The 18,048-nt window shown below is 27.5% G+C and carries 17 protein-coding genes and 1 tRNA gene; 16 read left to right on the top strand and 2 right to left on the bottom strand.

The window, feature by feature from the left end:
- Positions 1–14: 14 nt before the first annotated feature.
- From GUI12_02795 to GUI12_02755, 9 genes are all read left to right on the top strand, one after another.
- On the top strand, positions 15–2,072 hold the full coding sequence (locus GUI12_02795) for a DEAD/DEAH box helicase (protein UAT43069.1): 2,058 nt from the start codon (positions 15–17) through the stop codon (positions 2,070–2,072).
- A 73-nt stretch (positions 2,073–2,145) separates the two neighbouring features.
- Positions 2,146–3,120, top strand: a complete 975-nt coding sequence (locus GUI12_02790; GenBank protein ID UAT43068.1) for a zinc ABC transporter substrate-binding protein — start codon at positions 2,146–2,148, stop codon at positions 3,118–3,120.
- A complete protein-coding gene (locus GUI12_02785) occupies positions 3,120–3,785 on the top strand; it encodes an ATP-binding cassette domain-containing protein (GenBank protein ID UAT43067.1) in 666 nt (221 codons plus the stop codon). Before GUI12_02790 ends, GUI12_02785 begins: the two co-directional genes overlap by 1 nt.
- Before the next feature lie 110 nt (positions 3,786–3,895).
- Entirely contained in the window at positions 3,896–4,225 is a 330-nt protein-coding gene (locus GUI12_02780) for a hypothetical protein (protein ID UAT43066.1), read from the top strand.
- Between the two features lie 50 nt (positions 4,226–4,275).
- The gene (locus GUI12_02775; protein UAT43065.1) at positions 4,276–6,603 is read left to right on the top strand and encodes an AAA domain-containing protein; all 2,328 of its coding nucleotides are present in this window, start codon (positions 4,276–4,278) and stop codon (positions 6,601–6,603) included.
- An 86-nt stretch (positions 6,604–6,689) separates the two neighbouring features.
- Positions 6,690–7,715 (top strand): GTPase ObgE, encoded by a 1,026-nt coding sequence (gene obgE, locus GUI12_02770; GenBank protein ID UAT43064.1) that lies wholly within the window; start codon positions 6,690–6,692, stop codon positions 7,713–7,715.
- Positions 7,699–8,409 (top strand): cytochrome c biogenesis protein CcsA, encoded by a 711-nt coding sequence (gene ccsA / locus GUI12_02765; protein UAT43063.1) that lies wholly within the window; start codon positions 7,699–7,701, stop codon positions 8,407–8,409. The genes obgE and ccsA overlap by 17 nt, the downstream gene beginning before the upstream one ends.
- On the top strand, positions 8,387–9,343 hold the full coding sequence (locus tag GUI12_02760) for an aspartate carbamoyltransferase catalytic subunit (GenBank protein UAT43062.1): 957 nt from the start codon (positions 8,387–8,389) through the stop codon (positions 9,341–9,343). Before ccsA ends, GUI12_02760 begins: the two co-directional genes overlap by 23 nt.
- A gap of 66 nt (positions 9,344–9,409) precedes the next feature.
- A complete protein-coding gene (locus GUI12_02755; GenBank protein UAT43061.1) occupies positions 9,410–10,954 on the top strand; it encodes a lysine--tRNA ligase in 1,545 nt (514 codons plus the stop codon).
- A 3-nt stretch (positions 10,955–10,957) separates the two neighbouring features.
- On the opposite strand, the gene nuoF is transcribed toward GUI12_02755, so the two are convergent.
- On the bottom strand, positions 10,958–12,232 hold the full coding sequence (gene nuoF, locus GUI12_02750; protein ID UAT43060.1) for an NADH-quinone oxidoreductase subunit NuoF: 1,275 nt from the start codon (positions 12,230–12,232) through the stop codon (positions 10,958–10,960).
- A gap of 137 nt (positions 12,233–12,369) precedes the next feature.
- Positions 12,370–13,548: a hypothetical protein gene (locus tag GUI12_02745; GenBank protein UAT43059.1), complete on the bottom strand. Its 1,179-nt coding sequence runs from the start codon at positions 13,546–13,548 to the stop codon at positions 12,370–12,372.
- 78 nt (positions 13,549–13,626) lie between these two features.
- On the opposite strand from GUI12_02745, the gene GUI12_02740 reads away from it, so the two are divergent.
- From GUI12_02740 to GUI12_02710, 7 genes are all read left to right on the top strand, one after another.
- Positions 13,627–14,688, top strand: coding sequence for an ABC transporter permease subunit (locus tag GUI12_02740; protein UAT43058.1), 1,062 nt, complete (start codon positions 13,627–13,629; stop codon positions 14,686–14,688).
- Between the two features lie 88 nt (positions 14,689–14,776).
- Positions 14,777–15,397, top strand: coding sequence for a 30S ribosomal protein S4 (gene rpsD, locus GUI12_02735; GenBank protein UAT43057.1), 621 nt, complete (start codon positions 14,777–14,779; stop codon positions 15,395–15,397).
- A 20-nt stretch (positions 15,398–15,417) separates the two neighbouring features.
- Positions 15,418–15,505 (top strand) — tRNA-Leu (locus GUI12_02730).
- Between the two features lie 28 nt (positions 15,506–15,533).
- Positions 15,534–15,749, top strand: coding sequence for a Fe-S assembly protein IscX (locus GUI12_02725; GenBank protein ID UAT43056.1), 216 nt, complete (start codon positions 15,534–15,536; stop codon positions 15,747–15,749).
- Between the two features lie 26 nt (positions 15,750–15,775).
- A complete protein-coding gene (locus tag GUI12_02720) occupies positions 15,776–16,597 on the top strand; it encodes an MBL fold metallo-hydrolase (GenBank protein UAT43055.1) in 822 nt (273 codons plus the stop codon).
- A complete protein-coding gene (locus GUI12_02715; protein ID UAT43054.1) occupies positions 16,597–17,223 on the top strand; it encodes a threonylcarbamoyl-AMP synthase in 627 nt (208 codons plus the stop codon). The genes GUI12_02720 and GUI12_02715 overlap by 1 nt, the downstream gene beginning before the upstream one ends.
- Before the next feature lie 19 nt (positions 17,224–17,242).
- The gene (locus GUI12_02710) at positions 17,243–18,019 is read left to right on the top strand and encodes a succinate dehydrogenase iron-sulfur subunit (protein ID UAT43053.1); all 777 of its coding nucleotides are present in this window, start codon (positions 17,243–17,245) and stop codon (positions 18,017–18,019) included.
- Positions 18,020–18,048: the final 29 nt, after the last annotated feature.

Below are 18,048 nucleotides of genomic sequence, written 5' to 3'. Positions count from 1 at the left end.
ATTTTTTCTCTACCATGATTAGTCTATTTGATGAAATTGCCAAAATAAGGGAATTAAAAAATATTCCTAATGAATCAGTAGAAATCATAATCAAATATTTTAAAGGTAAAATGGTAAAGGATATTTTACTTTTTTTACCAGAAAAGGTTATAGATAGAAGTAAGGGTGTTAATGATGCAAAAAAAGGTGACATTGTATCTATTATTGTCACGGTTCTTGGCTATGAAGAAAGACATACTAAAAAAAATAGTCAAAAATATATAAGAGTTATTTGTTGTTCTGGCTTATCAAAAGTAAAATTATTGTATTTTAATAGCAATAAATTTTATATAAAAAAAATTTTATCTTTAAATAACAAATATTATGTCAGCGGTGTTTATTCCGGTAATAACACTATATGCCACCCAGATATTATTGATAGATATGATAAAGAAAATTTATTCAAGATTTCAGTTCATTATAATTTTAAAGATAAAAGAATAACTAATGAAAAATTTTTGCTAGTTATAGAAGAAATATTAAATAATATTCAAGATACTGATTTATCATTGCAGAATTCCATGATTAATCAATCTTGGTTAAATTGGATTAATAACATAAAAAATCTGCATTATCCCCCAAATATTAATGAATATTATAATTCTTTATCAAGAATAAAATATGAAGAAATTTTTACTTATTTTTTAAAATTACAATTTTTAAGAGATAAAAGTAATGATAAGATAGGACGCTCAATTATTGGAAATGGCTCTTTACAATCTTTCTTCTTAGAGAAATTAGGTTTTAATTTGACCAATGATCAAAAAAATGCTTTGACAGATATAAAAAATGACCAATTCTCTAATAAAAAAATGATTAGAATGTTGCAAGGAGATGTTGGTTCTGGCAAAACATTGGTAGCTGTTTTGGCAGCATTAAATTGTATAGAAAATGGTAAACAATGTTGTTTTATATCTCCTACTTCTGTATTGGCTAACCAGCATTTTAATTTAATTTATTCTATTCTTAATGAAAAAATAAATATTAATATTCTATTAGGTGATAGCAAAAAATCTATTAAGGAAAAAATTGTCAGTGATTTAAAAAAAGGTGAAATACAACTAATAATAGGCACTCATTCTTTATTGCAAGATTCTGTGCAATTTTTTGATTTAGGCTTATTAATCATAGATGAACAACATAAATTTGGCGTAGAGCAAAGATATAGTATTATTAATAAAAATAAATTTGCTGATATCCTAATGATGTCTGCTACACCTATTCCTAGATCTGTACTACAAATTTTTTATTGTGACATGAGTTGTTCATATATTAGACAGAAGCCTATGGGTTCTGGAAACATAAAAACTGTGTTAGTGAAAAAAAAACGCATAGATGAATTAATTAAAAGATTGTTTAATGTTCTCAATAAAGATTCAAAATTAATATGGGTGTGTAATGCAATTGATAAAACAGAAATAAAAGGCTTGACATCTGTAGAAGAAAGATTTAATTATCTTAAAGATATTTTTGATCAAAAGATATCTTTTCTTCATAGCTCTATGCCTATTATGGAAAAAGAGAAAATAATACATGATTTTAAAAATGATGATAATATTCTTATATTAGTTAGTACAACAATAATTGAAACAGGAGTAGATATTGCTAATGTTAACTCTATAGTTATAGAAAATGCTGAAAGGTATGGTTTTTCTCAATTACATCAATTAAGAGGTAGAGTAGGGCGTAAAGGTCAAGATTCTTTCTGCATACTATTATATGATAATGAGTGTATAACTGCCTTTTCAAAACAACGAATTGAATTTTTAAAGAATTCTTCAGATGGTTTTGAAATAGCAGAACAGGATTTGAAGAATAGAGGAGGAGGTGATATTTTTGGTTATGAGCAATCTGGTATACCTAAGTTTAGATTTTCGATTTTGAAAAAAAATGAATATACTATTGATTATTTGAAAGAAATATTCGCTCTTTCTAGAAATTTTTATCTCACTAATAATGTTGAGGTAATAAATAAATTGATAAGTCTATACAGTGAAGGTACAATTGGTGATGATATTTTAACTGAAGTCTAGTTAATATAGTTATCTTATAATTATAAGATAACTTGATTAGTTCGTTATATGTATGTTCAAATATTTTTTCGCAATGAAGATACCTAAGAATATTTTTTTACTAATTGCTATTACAACTGTTGTTGTAGCTATTTTTTTATCTATTTTTATTTGGATATTTAGTTCAAATAAATGGTTTTTTACTGATCAATCGGATCGTGATTCAAAATATAAAATACTTACCACAAATAAACCTTTTTATTTTATAGCTAGATATATAATACACGGCTCAGAAAAAACTGAACTAAGTAGTGATTTAGATTATTTATACAAGAGTAATGAAATAGATAGTCACTTTATCCAAGTAAAACCATCTGATTTAAAATTAATTAATGATAGTGATTTGATAATTTTTTCTAGCTCTGAAATAGATGCAAAATTTTATGATATTTTTGTAAATAGTAAAGCTGAATTACTGGATTTATCACAATATGTTTATTTGCAAAATATATACAATAGTGATAACAGTTTGAATAATGCTATAGATTCTCATTTTTGGATTATTCCTAAAAATGGAATAAAAATTGCCAATGCATTAAAAGATAAATTATCAGCTATATATCCTTATAAAGCAAAAATTTATAAAAAAAATTATAAAAATTTCAAAAAGAAATTAATCGAACAAAATGACGATATTAGGGACTTTTGGTCAAAAAAAGGAGATATAAAATATGCTATTTATCATGATTCTTTAAGATATTTTACTGATAATTTTAATATTTCATCTCCGTTATTTATATTTATAGATAACAATCATAATTTATTATCTACAAGAGATTTTATAAAGTTATTTCAACATATCAAAAATAAAGATATTCAATGCGTTTTTAATGATCAAGGACAAGATATAGTGGATATCTTAAATTTAAAATCTGCGGATGTGAAAATTGTGGATAATGATATATTTGGCGTTATATTATCTGATGATAATAATGATGGATATTTTAATTTAATAGACAATATTAACAATAATTTTAAAGAATGTGCGATGATATCTAAAAATAAGTAATGCTTGAGGTATTAAATTTATCTCAAAATTATTGTGATAATAATTCTGAGATATGTGTATTAAAAAATATAAATTTGAAAATTTCTTCTGGTGAGATAATCTTTTTATTATCTCCCTCTGGAACAGGTAAAACTACTCTATTAAATTTATTGGGGTTGTTAGATATCCCTCTGTCTGGAGAAATTTACCTTTTCGGTGAAAATTGTACTTATAACAAAATAACTCGTAGTCGAATTAGAAAAATGCACATAAGTTTCATACATCAAGAACACAATCTCATTAAAAATATGTCTTCATATAAGAACATATTAATACCATATATCATAAGTAAAAAGACAAATGTAAATTTTTCATCTGATTTAGATTATTTAGCTACTCTTTTTGGAATAAAAAAAATATTAGGAAGAAAAATAGATTCTTTATCTACAGGTGAAAAGCAGAGAATAGCTATTGTTAGAGCTTTAATGAAATATCCTTCTTTATTATTAGCAGATGAACCAACAGCTAATCTTGACCCACAAAATGCTGCTAATGTTTTCAAATTATTAACTGAATCTTGCAAAAAATTTAAATGTACTTTAATTATTGTTACACACGACGAATCATATAAATCCTTTGCAGATAGAGTTTATACAATTAAAGAGCATACTTTGGTTCAAATTTAGCTCAATTGTAAAAATTATAGTCTAGTTTTTCTCAATATATTTTTAATTCTTATCTGTTACGATTAAACAAGTACATAAGTAGTATATTCTTATTTTTGCAGAGGAGAATAGTGAGTAAAGATAGACAGTTTTTTACATGGCCTTCTAATAGTAACAATTGTAACATTTTAAGTAATAGTATATGCATTCCATCATTCTATGGAATAGTGATGATAGATGATGATTCCTTATCTTATGATATTTTTCATAAAGTTGTAGAAGGATCTTTCCCTCAAGATGTTTCTAAAATTAGCAATTTATTTCTCTTTTTAAAGGAAAAAGGTAGCATAACATTTTCTCAATACACAAAAGATATTGCAGAAACTAAGATGGCAGAAATATTAGATTATTCTTTAAAAAATAGTTTTAAAATAGATGTTTCTTTGAAAAAAATACTGTGAATTGTTTCTTTTTCTATTTTTGATTTTTTTAATAATTTTTCTTTTATATGATGAATAATAATATTGAGAGCGTTTTACAAAGAGCTTTTTCTATAGCTAAAAATTTAAGACATAGTTATATTTGTCTTGATCACTTATTATTATCACTTTTGGATGAGAAAGAAATATCTTCGCTTTTAATCAAATCCAATGTCAATGTTGTATTGTTACGGCAAAAAATTTCAGATTTTCTGGAAAGCCCTGAGATGTCTTCGATAGTCTCAAATTCTAGATTAGATATTCAACCCACAATAGCTGTGCAAAATATAATTAATAGATTGCATAATTTTGGAATCAGAGGACAAGAGAGCAATATTATAGGTGGAAATAATAATGATGACGATGACGATGATATTTCATTACCACTTACATATTTATTTTTAGAAATAATATTTCAAGATGAATGTCATAGCATTGGATTTATTAAAGAACAAGAATTCAATTTTATGAAACAAATATATAAATTATTGTCGAATGTTGAATTTATTGAGGGTGTTGAAGGTAGAAACAGCAATTCTAATATTAGTATAAATACGGATTATCATTTGATTGATAGTAGTACAGCAAAAAAGAAAGATAATTTATCTATATTGAATGAATATTGTGTCAATTTAAATCAAAAGGCTACAAAGGGAAAGATAGATAAAGTCTTGTGTAGAGAAGATGAAATAGAGCGAACAATAGACATCTTAATGAGGAGAAATAAAAACAATCCTTTATATGTTGGAGACCCTGGCGTAGGAAAAACTGCAATAGCAGAAGGATTAGCATTAAAAATAGTGCAAAAAACTATACCTGATTTATTAAAAGATATAGTTATATATTCATTGGACGTTGGTTCGTTGATTGCAGGAACTAGATATAGAGGAGATTTTGAAGAAAGAATTAAATCTTTGATAAAAGAGATCAGTAATAATAAAAATATAGTGTTATTTATTGATGAAATACATACAATAGTGGGCGCAGGGGCTACAAGTAATGGTACCATAGATGCTGGAAATCTTTTAAAACCTGTTTTATCTAGGGGAGAAATAAGATGTATAGGCGCTACTACTCATAAAGAGTATGTCAATAATTTTGATAAAGACCCAGCTTTATCCAGAAGATTTCAAAGAATTGATATAGAAGAAAGTAGTATAGATGATACAATGAAAATATTGCGAGGTATCAAAGTATACTATGAAAATTATCATAAAGTGGTTTATTCTGACCATTCTATCAGAGAAATAGTGAATCTTTCAAAGAGATATATAAACAATAAAATGTTGCCTGATAAAGCAATAGATTTAATGGATGAAGCAGGTTCTTATTTTAATGTTAGAAGGAATAATAATAAATTTAATAAATCTAAATTTATTAATACAACAGATATAAAAAAGGTAGTTTCCTTATGTAGTAAAATACCCAATAATGAATTATCTAAGAATTTTTCTACTGTAATGGAAGATCTAGAAAAGTCGTTACGTGGTGAAATATATGGACAAGATCAAGTGATTAATAAATTATTAGATCATATTTTTGTTTCTGGTTCTGGTTTAATAGAGAGAAAAAAACCAAAGGGTTGTTATATGTTTATTGGACCTACAGGTGTTGGTAAAACAGAAATAGCAAAAATATTGTCTAAGCATTTATTTATGAAATTCTTAAGATTTGATATGTCTGAGTATTCAGAATCTCATTCAATCTCTCGTATGATTGGCTCTCCTCCTGGATATGTTGGCTTTGAGAGCGGGGGCATGCTTACTGATGCAGTAAATAGATATCCATATAGCATAGTATTATTTGATGAAATGGAAAAAGCGCATAAAGATGTTTATAATATTTTACTTCAGATAATGGATTATGGATATTTAACTGATACTAACTCTAGAAAAGTGAATTTTAGAAATACTATTATAATATTGACAACTAATACTGGTAGTAATAATTTTTCAGAAGATAATATAGGTTTCGATAAAGATAAAGATAGTGATTCTTGTTACAATAAAAATGATATCAAAAACTTATTTTTACCCGAATTCTTAAGTAGAATAGATTTACAATTGTTTTTCAATCCTATAACAAAAGATGTTAGAAAAGATATAGTATTAAAACTTCTTAATAATATTTCTGATAGCGTTGGAAATAAATCTCTTAAAATATATTTTGATGATAATATTGTACAATATATTATAGATAAAGGCTTTCATGATAATAAATATGGTGTAAGAAATGTACAGCGTTTTATAGAGCAAAATATATTAATTGATTTAGCAAAAAAATTAATTAAAGAGAATAAAAAAATTTCAAATATAAGTGTAAATATGGATGTAAATGAAAAATTACATTTCAATTTATAAAAATTGAAAAAGATTAATACTCTATTATATAAGTATATTAAATTGTATAATTATTATCTTAATATATTTTATATCAGTGATTATTCGTGAGCTTCATAGATGAAATAAAAATATATATAAAAGCTGGTGATGGTGGCAATGGAGCGGCTACTTTTCGACGAGAGAAATTTATAGAGTTTGGCGGCCCAGACGGTGGCAATGGAGGAGAGGGAGGAGATGTTATTTGTATTGCTACAAGAAATAAAAATACTCTCTTGCATATGCGTTATCATCAGCATGTTCTAGCTTCAAATGGCTCAAATGGACAAAGACGTAGAAAATTTGGAGCTAAAGGGAAAGATATGAAAATATTTTTGCCTGTGGGAACTCAAATATTTAATGAAAGTGACGAATTATTACTTGATTTGGTTACCGAAGATCAAAAATTTACCTTAGCTAAAGGCGGTAAAGGCGGTGCTGGTAATTTCTGCTTTAAGAATTCTATTAATCAATCACCTAAAAATGCAATTAGTGGCTTAAAAGGGGAAGAAAAATGGCTGAAATTAAAGTTAAAATTAATTGCTGATGTTGGTTTAATTGGTCTTCCTAACGTTGGAAAATCTACTTTTTTATCTAATTCTACTAACACAAAACCAAAAATAGCAGATTATCCTTTTACAACATTAGAACCTAATTTAGGGATAGCAGAATGTAACGATCAAGATTTTCTTATTGCTGATATTCCTGGAATAATAGAGGATGCGTTTGAAGGAAAGGGGTTGGGTAAAAAATTTTTGAAACATATTGAAAGATGTAAGATATTTATCCATTTTATAGACGCTGCAGATCCAAATGTTATTAGCAATTATAGTGTTGTTATAAGAGAATTAAAAAAATATAATGCATCTCTCTTAGAAAGAAAAATGATAACTGTCTTAACAAAATGTGATTTAAAAGATATAACAGAGATAAATAGCCTAATAGATGAATTAAACAAAATAAATAATGATATTGAAATTTATACTGTCTCTTTTTCTAAAGGCGTGAAAAATGTGCTAAATGCGTTATCAGAATTCTTAAAACAAGAGGATGCTAATAAGCAACAGGTATATATATATGATCCGGCTAAATAATTTTTTATTGGTGTTAAATAATAGGTATTTATCTATTATTTTTATTATATTTTGTATAATTTTTTTATTTGCTACATATTTTGTATTTAATTTTTGTGAAGAAGATTATTTACAAGGTAATATATCAAAAATAATATATCTTCATATTCCATCAGCTTGGCTATCTATTTTTATATACGTACTAATGTCATTTTTTAGTGCTGGTTATATTATATCTAACAATAAATATTTTTCGATTTATGCGTTTTCTCTATCTCATATAGGTGCCTTTTTTTGTTTCATATGCATAATCACGGGTAGTATATGGGGTAAAAATACTTGGGGTTCATGGTGGGTATGGGATCCAAGGTTAACTTCAGTGTTAATTTTAATGTTTTTATATTTAGCTTATATATTGCTTTGGGAAGATTCAATATTTTATTCTAAAGTAGCTGCAATACTTAATGTCTTAGGGTGCATTAATATACCCATTATAAAATTTTCAGTTAATATGTGGGCTACTTTGCATCAACCTTCTAGTTTTATGCGTAAAGAGGGCATAGCACTAGATTATTCAATGCTTTTCCCTTTATTTTTATTCTTGATATCCCATTTAATTTTTACTTTGATTATTTTTCTTTTGAGATATAACAGTATAATTAATATGAAGAAAATTTCTAGATATTATCTAAATGAAAAATTTAAGAGATATTGAATCTTTAAGCAGGTCTGATATCAATCAAATATTTGAATATGCAAAATATTACAAAATAAAAGGTATTGGTAATAAGATACTAGAAGATAAAGTTACAGCTATACTTTTTTTTGAAAATTCCACAAGAACCGTTGTATCATTTGAAATGGCAGCTAAGAGATTGGGTTCTCATGTGATTGTTTTCAACTCAAACAATTCATCTTTAAATAAACATGAAGATTTAGAAGACACTATATTAAATATATTGGCTATGAAGCCAGAATTCATGATTATTAGAAGTGGAAATAAGAACATCATAGATTTTGCAATCAAAAATAATACAGGATGTAAGATTATCAATGCTGGTGAATCAATATTTTCACATCCTACACAAGCTTTAATAGATTTTTTTACACTGCAAGAATTATTTCTCGATAGAGATTTTCCAAGATTAAATATTGCTATTTGCGGTGATATTGGCCATAGTAGGGTAGCACGATCAAATATCATGTTAATGTCAAAATTTAATATAAAACCTGTATTAATAGCTCCAAAATATTTTTTTCCAGATAAATCTGAATATATAAAATTAAAAAGATGCAGTAAAAATGAAAAGATATATCATTCTTTGCAATCAGCTTTTGAATCAGAAAATTTGGATGCAATTTTGATGCTAAGAATACAAAAAGAGAGGTTATCAGATGATACTATGAAATTATTTAATGAACTGGATTACATAAAGAAATTCAGATTGGATTATTCTTCTATAGCTTATAGTCAAAATACAGATTTAAAAATATTGCATCCAGGACCTATCAATAAAGAAATGGAAATTAGTTCTGAAATAGTTAAACATAAAAGTAATATATTAGATCAAGTTAGCAATTCTGTTTATATAAGGCAGGCAATATTTGCTTATTTAATGGATTTTAAAGAAAAATTAGATGCTTTATAAAACTGCTAAGATTATTTATAATTAGTAATCTCATCATTATATATAATAACTGGTTTAAAATTGATTATGTCAAGCACATGGGCTTTTAAAGAAGCAGAAAAAATCTTAAAAAGAATAGAAAAAACAGGTCAAAAAGAGGTTGTTTTTTCTACTGGATTTGGTCCTTCAGGTCTGCCTCATATTGGAACTTTTGGTGAAATCAAGCGTACTGAAATGGTAATTAAAGCTTTCCAGCATTTAACGCAAGATAATAGCCTTAAGTGTGTATTAAAAATTGTATCTGATGATATGGATGGCTTGCGTAAAGTTCCAGATAATGTTCCCAATCATCAATTGATGATAAAAAATTTGGGGAAACCGCTCATAGATATTCCAGATCCATTTGAAGAATATGGTAATTTTGCTGAGCATATGAATGCAAAGCTTATTGATTTTGCCAATCGTTTTTTAGATATTAATTTTGAATTTGTGAGTTCTAGTAAATTTTATCGTAGTGGCTATTATAATGAAAAATTACTATTGGCATTGGAAAAATACGACGCCATCATGCAGATTATGTTGCCAAGCTTAGGAGAAGAACGAAAAAAAAATTACAGTCCTTTTTTACCTATTTGTGAAATTACAGGAAAAGTTTTGCAAACAGGTGTTGCATCGCATAATGTAAAAGATGGTACCATTGATTATTATGATGATAACGGTTCTATTAAAACAACAAAAATAACTGATGGAATGTGCAAATTGCAATGGAAACCTGACTGGGGAATGCGTTGGTCTTCTTTAAAGGTTGATTATGAAATGCACGGTAAAGATTTGCAGCCTTCGGCATTTTTATCTTCAAAAATATGTCTATTATTAGGAAGAAAAAAACCAGAGTTATATCAATATGAGTTATTTTTAGACCAATATGGAAAAAAGATATCAAAATCTAAAGGAAACGGTTTAGCAATAGAAGAATGGCTACGATATTCAACTTCTGATAGCTTATCTTTTTATATGTATCAAAATCCTCAACGTGCAAAGAGGTTATCTTTGCAGTTAATACCAAATATTACTGATGAGTATTTAAAGTATCTATGTAATTATAAATTTGGAGATGTTTCGAATCCCGTATGGTATCTATACTATGATGATAATAAAATACCTACTTATAAAAATAAGAATGTCACTTTTTCTATGCTGCTGAATCTCGCTAAAGCATGTAATCCAGAGAAGGAAAGCATTTTATGGAATTTTATAGAAAAATATGGATATTCTGATTCAGAGAAGATTTTATTAACTAAAATGATAAAATCAGCTATGAATTATTATAATGATTTCATAAAAAATAAGAAAGAATATATAAAACCTGATGTAAATTTTCAACAAATGTTATTGCTATTAAAAGATGAACTAATAAACCTAGAAGAATATAAGGCTGATAATATACAAAATATATTTTATTCTATGGGGAAAAAAATAGGTTACACAAAAGATAATATGAAAGATTTTTTTAAACAAATTTATAAAATTTTATTAGGTAGTGAAACAGGCCCTAGAATGGGTTCATTCTGTGAATTTTATGGCAAAAAACAAACTATAGAAATGATAACTAAGGTTGTTAATTCAGAGTAATTTTTACTTATCATGCGATAGAGATTTTTTCCCTACTCTTTTTTCTAGTTCCGGTTTAAAATGTCTAACTAATCCTTGTACTGGCCAAGCTGCTGCATCTCCTAATGCACATATTGTATTTCCTTCAATTTTTTTACTTATTTCATATAAGTTGTTCACATCATTTAAAGTGGCATTTTTATTAAGAATTTTATTTAATATTCGCCATAACCAGCCAGTTCCTTCTCTACATGGTGTACATTGTCCACAAGATTCGTGCATATAAAAATAAGATAATCTTTCGATCGCTTCTATTATGTCAGTATCTTTATTCATTACTATAATAGCACCCGTTCCCAAGGAAGTATTTTCAGCTTTTAAAGAATCAAAATCCATTTTTACATTATCACAAACCTCTTTCGGAATTAATGGAACAGAAGATCCACCTGGTATCACAGCAAGTAGGTTATCCCATCCACCAATTACTCCTCCAGCATATTTTTCAATTAATGTTTTAAGACTTATACCCATCTCTTCTTCAATAACACAAGGTTTTTGGACATGTCCTGATATACAAAACAGTTTGGTACCAGAGCTATTTTTAACTCCTAAATTAGCAAACCAATCACTACCTTTTTTTAATATACCAGGAACTGATGCAATAGTTTCAACGTTATTAATTACGGTAGGATAGCCAAAAAGACCTATCAGAGCTGGGAAGGGAGGTTTTAACCTTGGCATACCCCTTTTTCCTTCTATAGATTGTAATAAGGCTGTTTCTTCTCCACATATATAAGCACCCGCACCTCTATGTATTATGATTTTATAACCAGAGCTGATTTTCTTATCTTTGTATGCTTCATCTATCGCTTTTTGTAATCCGATAGCTTCATTATAAAATTCTCCTCTAATGTAGATATAGCAACATGTCGCATTTATTGCCTTTCCAGCAATAACAGCACCTTCTAATAATTTATGGGGTTCATATCTTAATAAATCACGATCCTTACATGTTCCAGGCTCAGATTCATCAGCATTAACAACTAAATATATTGGTTGACCTTCAAAAGATGGTTTAGGAATAAAACTCCACTTCATTCCAGTAGGGAAGCCAGCTCCTCCTCTACCTTTTAATCCAGATTTTTTTATCTCATCTATTATCCATTCTGATCCTTTTTCTAATATCTTATTTGTTTCAGACCAATCGCCTCTTTTAACAGCGCTTTTTATATCTACAGGTTCTTTTAATATCAAATTATTAAACAGCCTATTTTCAGTATTTGTCTCTTTTTTCGCCATTGTAACTAAACCTGTTAAATTTAAATGGGATTTGATAAAGGATCACAGAGATCACAAAATCGAATAAAATATACCACTATAGTACGATATAATCACTAAATATCTATTATAAAACATCAAAACATATTTTAATACTCTTAATAATCATTTCCAATGCCCATTGCATTTTTCATCATATATAGTTTAAGAGTGGAGCAGTTTTCAACTCCCTGTAATCCCAAATTTCTCAAATATTTTATACTACATTCTTTTCTTTCAAAAATTTTTAACACAGAATGAGTAAAAGATATCATAAGTAGATTTTTCTTTAAGCGTTCTTTTTGAAATTCAATGAGAGAGGTGTTGTCTTTTATTCCAAAAATTTTTATCTTATTTATCAAACATGATATATCGTAAAGTGATATATTTAGACCTTGTCCAGCAACTGGATGTATTCCATGTATTACATCTCCCATAAATAATATTTTTTCATGAAAATATTTTAAACTAAAATTAAGTGATATAGGATGAGAAATTTTATTTCCAACTACTTCTGCAATTTCATAATCTATCTTTTTATTTAGATAATCTACCAATACTTGATTATCTGATTTCATTAAATTATTAATTTGCAAATAATCAGATGTTAGAATTAATCCCATTTTATTATCTTCACAGGGTAATAGTGCTATAGGTCCTGTTTTAAAAAAATTTTCATATGCTACATTATTATGTTTTTTATTATTAGCTAATTTTAGATCACATATTAAGCTATAATGTCTGTATTTATGGTATTTAATTTTTATATTATATTTCTTAGTTAAGATGCTATTTTTTCCCTCACAACATATCAACATGAAAGAGTTGATTTGTTGACCATTATCGAGTGTTAGATGGACCTTTCTGCCATTAAATTCTATATTGCTATAAGATGATTTTTCAATAACGGTGATAGGTTTATTAGTATCTTTTGTTACATTTTGTATTTTTTTTGTTACTATCTCTTGTATATTAGATCCCTTGATAACATATCCTAAAGGCTCATCAGAGAAAGTTTTATGATCAAAATTGATAAAACTACTGTAATTTTCTGCACAAATGAAAATATCATTTATCGGAGTAGAATAATTTTCAAGATCATCCCATAAACCTATGTTATCAAGAATTTTTTTACCAGTTAAACTGATAGTAATTCTTCGCAAATCTTCAGGCGTTTCAAAGATATTATTTTTATCAATTAATAAAACAGAAAATCCAGCTTTTTGCAGAGATATTGATAATATCTTACCTACAAATCCTGCACCAGAAATTATAATATCATAGTTTGTATAAGACATAGTGTTAAAATGGTGATAATATGTTAACGTTCTAACAATAATGAAAGAAGGCAAATTATACATTAAAGTGTGTTAAAAATGGAAGATTTTAAAAAGCAAATAAAATATAACGTTAACCTTTTATTTTTTTTCGTTATTATCGCTATGACAGCTTTATTAGTAAAGTTTAGCGGTATTATATGGATTACCTTACCTATTGCGTTATTTATAACTTTTTTGTTTTGTGTTTTAAAGAATGTAGTTATTATTAACGCAATGCGTTTATCAGTTATAGTGTGTTCGATGATAACTATACTGATAATTATTTCCATCTCTTATGAAACGATTATTTTTTTTACACACGTTTCTCCTATTGAATTCTTCTTTAATACAGATTGGAAATTATATCCTTTTATCAAAAATAATACGATAATTGACAATTGTTTCGGGGTTATTCCTCTGATTGTTGGAACTGTTATGATTGCTAGTATAGCAATAGCAATATCTGTTCCTATATCTATTATTACATCGATATATATGACCATGTATATGTCTGATCGTATTCGTTCATACGCACAAATTATGATTAATGTAATGGCTGGTATTCCAACAGTAGTATACGGTTATTTTGCAATTAATTATATGATGAATCCTGTTATTTATTTTTTTTCAAATTTAGGATTTTCTATAGCAATAGATAATGCTCTTTTATCAGGTCTGACAATGGCAATAATGTTAATGCCAACTACTATATCTTTGATTAATAATGTAATTTTACATGCACCTAATGGGATTTTTTATGCTTCGTTGGCTTTAGGAGCTACTAAATTTGAATCTTTTATTAAAGTAGTTTTTCCATCATGCATGAACGGAATATTAAGTGCAATTTTAACCTCAGTATCAAGAGCTTTGGGGGAAACTATGATTGTGTTAATGTTAGCTAGCATTGTTCCTCATTTAGGCTGGAATCCATTAAATTCCTTTACTACAGTGACAATACACATTGCAACAATTTTAACAGGAGATCAAGGTTTTATGGCTATAGAAACTTATTCTGCCTACGCTTTATCTTTCTATTTATTTATTTTGACTTGGGCAATTAACGCGTTTGCGGTGATTAACATGAATAAAAATAAAAAAAAGAATTCATTTTATCATTAGAAATGATGTAGGTTAATAAAAACGGTGTTGACATATAGTGAAATATCTAAGATTATTTACTTAAATTATTTATTTAATTGAGGTTTTAATGACTGTTCGTTTCAGGCGTTATTTTAGAGTTAGTAGAAAATTGGGTTTGGACATCTGGGGAATTCAAAAAGATCCTGTTAATAAAAGAAATTATAGACCTGGTGTACACGGGCACTCTGTAAGTCGTAAGACTTCTGATTATGGTAGACAGCTTTCGGCTCAGTTGGCTATTAGAACGCATTATGGTATTAAACAATATCAGTTGAAAAAATTATATATTTTGGCTGAAAGAATGAAAGGTAATACAATAGATAATTTAGTTGCATTGTTAGAAAGCAGGCTTTCAAGTGTTCTTTTTAGAGCAGGCATTTATCCAACTATGAGATCTGCTCAAATATCTGTGTCTCATAAACATATCCTTGTTGATGGCAAACCTATAAATAGCTCTTCTTATATGTTAAAAGCTGGTAATTCAGTTGAAGTAGTTGAAAATCAAAAAAATAGCCAGATAGTGTTGCAAGGTGTGGATAATAAGAATATACCTGCTGTTGATTATTTGGATATAGATAAAGAGAAAAGAAAAATAACTTATCTTAGGAACCCTGATTATTCTGAAGTCCCTTATGCCTTTCAGTCTGAAATGCACCTAGTTATAGAATTTTTCTCTAAGATGGTTTAGTATATCTTTTTATTTATTTTACCCATGTGACGGAATTGGTAGACGTAGCGGACTTAAAATCCGTGGGTTGTATAAACCTTGGGAGTTCAAGTCTCCCCGTGGGTACCATTCTCATCGTTGTTGTGACTTTTTTTATATGAAATTTAGAGATATTAGTAATGATGATATATTATATCTAGTTTCTAGATTGGATGAAAAGTATTCTGATGTTGAGGATGTTTTTTCTCTTACTTTATCTAAATTGAGAGATATGATAGTTTCTATGGAATTTTTTGATTCTGATATTGAATATTGTAACCAGAATAAACTGGAAGCTATAATGGTTGCATGGAATGATTTTCGTCATAATTAATTGTCTATCCAGTATAAAAACATAATATGTCTTCCTCTATTGTTATAACAATTTTGGGAACTGGTCCTTCAGTCGGTATCCCTGTACTTGGTTGTAAATGTAGCATATGTTGTAGTCCAGTAAATTTTCGGATGCGTTCTTCTATTTTACTGCAGTACAATAATAAAAACATTTTAATTGATACTTCTCCTGACTTGCGTTTTCAACTATTAAAAGTGAAATTAGAGAAGATACACTCAATATTATATACTCATGCACATTTTGATCACATAGGAGGTATGGGTGATATAATACCTTTGATTAGAAAGAATAAGAAAGATGATTTATCTGATGATGAAGTGCTAAAAATTTTTTCTGATTCTCAAACTAATAAAATTATTTACAATAATTTTTCTTACATTTTAAAATTACCAAATTGTAAAAAAATAAAATTTAACCTGATAGAAAAGAATAAAAAATTTGATTTATTTGGATTAAAAATCACTCCTATAGTTAACAATCATGGCGAAATAGAATCTGTTGGCTATATTTTTGAAAAATGTGCGTACATTACAGATTTTAAATATTTATCTCAAGAGAGTATTTCAATATTAAGGCAATCTAATATTGAACTTCTTATAATATCGTGTTTAGATGTCAAAGGTACAACAGGTCATGCTGATATGGATCAAGTGATGTTTCATATAAAAGAAATTAATTTTAAAGGTGAAGTTTATTTAACTCATTTAGGACATTCTATAGATATATCAAATTTTGCCTCTGTTATTGATAATTATAAGAAAAAGTATATGTTGGATAATATTATAAAACCAGCTTTGGACAATATGCTTCTGCAAATTATGCTGTAATGGATTATGCTGAACAAATAAAAGAATTAATAAAAGCATTATCTTCTGGAGGTGTTGTTATATTTCCTACAGATACTGTATATGCAATATCTTGTGATTATGATAATATTCATGCAATTAAAAAATTATATAATATAAAGCATAGGAATTATAATAAGGTATCTGCCTTAATTACAGATAGTTTACTTCGTATAGAAAATCTAATAGACTTGGATAAAGATAGGAAGGATTTTATTAATTACTCTTGTCGAAATTTATCAGGTTCTATAACTTTTATAGTTAATTGTTCTGCATTAATAAGAAAAAATTCTTTTATAGTGTCTAATGATAGAGTTGCATTCAGAATTACTAAACATTTATTATGTTGTAATATCATTAAAGCCTATCAAAAGCCCATTTTAGCTACTAGCGTAAATATATCTGGAGATAATAGCATTATAAAAAGTAGTAATATATCTAGGTATTTTATAGATTTGGTGAATTACACTATATTTGACGATTGTAACATAAATGGCTTTGAATCTGCAGTTATAGATATAACTGGGAGCACATTGAATGTAATCAGAAAGAGTAGGGTAAATTTTGAACATTTGATTTATGCTTGGAATAGGTATATAAAAGAATAGTATTTTCGATGGTTGTTATATGGTTAAGTTTTCATTGCCAAAAAATTCTGTTGTAAAAAAGGGTGTAGTAAAGAGCCTAAGTAGAAAGTATGATAAGTTAAAGGAATTAAGTATATATAGATATAAACTTGGTGATTCTAATCCAACTTTAGATGTATTTTACATAGATGCTTCTAAATGTGGAAATATGGTTTTAGATGGTCTTATACAAATCAAGGAAGAAATTGATCAGACTTTATCCTTTAGGAGATCTTGTCGAGAGGGGATCTGTGGTTCTTGTGCCATGAATATCAATGGTCAAAATAAGTTGGCATGCCTAACAAGCATGAAAAAATTTTCAAAGATTGTCATTTATCCCTTGCCTCACATGCCTGTAATAAGAGATTTGATAACTGATCTCAAGCTTTTTTATGAAAATTATCATAGTGTTAAGCCGTGGTTACAAAATGATAAAAAACCTATGGATGGAAAAGAAAGGTTACAATCTATAGAGGATAGAGCAAAATTAGATGATTTATATGACTGCATATTATGTGCATGTTGTTCCACTTCATGCCCTAGTTTTTGGTGGAATGGTGATAAATATTTAGGTCCTGCAGCTTTATTACAAGCTTATAGATGGATAATAGATAGCAGAGATGATAATAAAAAGGAAAGGTTAAAGGAATTGAATGACGCATTTAAATTATATAGGTGTCATACTATTACTAATTGTGTTCATGTTTGCCCTAAAAATTTAAATCCTGCTAAAGCGATTGAAAACATAAAAAAAGAAATATCAAAGACTATAGAATAATATTCTAATTTACCCATTGTTAGTTTTTA

The sequence above is a fragment of the Anaplasmataceae bacterium AB001_6 genome (assembly GCA_020002265.1).
Classification (GTDB): Bacteria; Pseudomonadota; Alphaproteobacteria; order Rickettsiales; family Anaplasmataceae; genus AB001-6.
The sequence above is the reverse complement of the archived record's forward strand: the minus strand, read 5'-3'. Positions and strand labels throughout refer to the sequence as shown.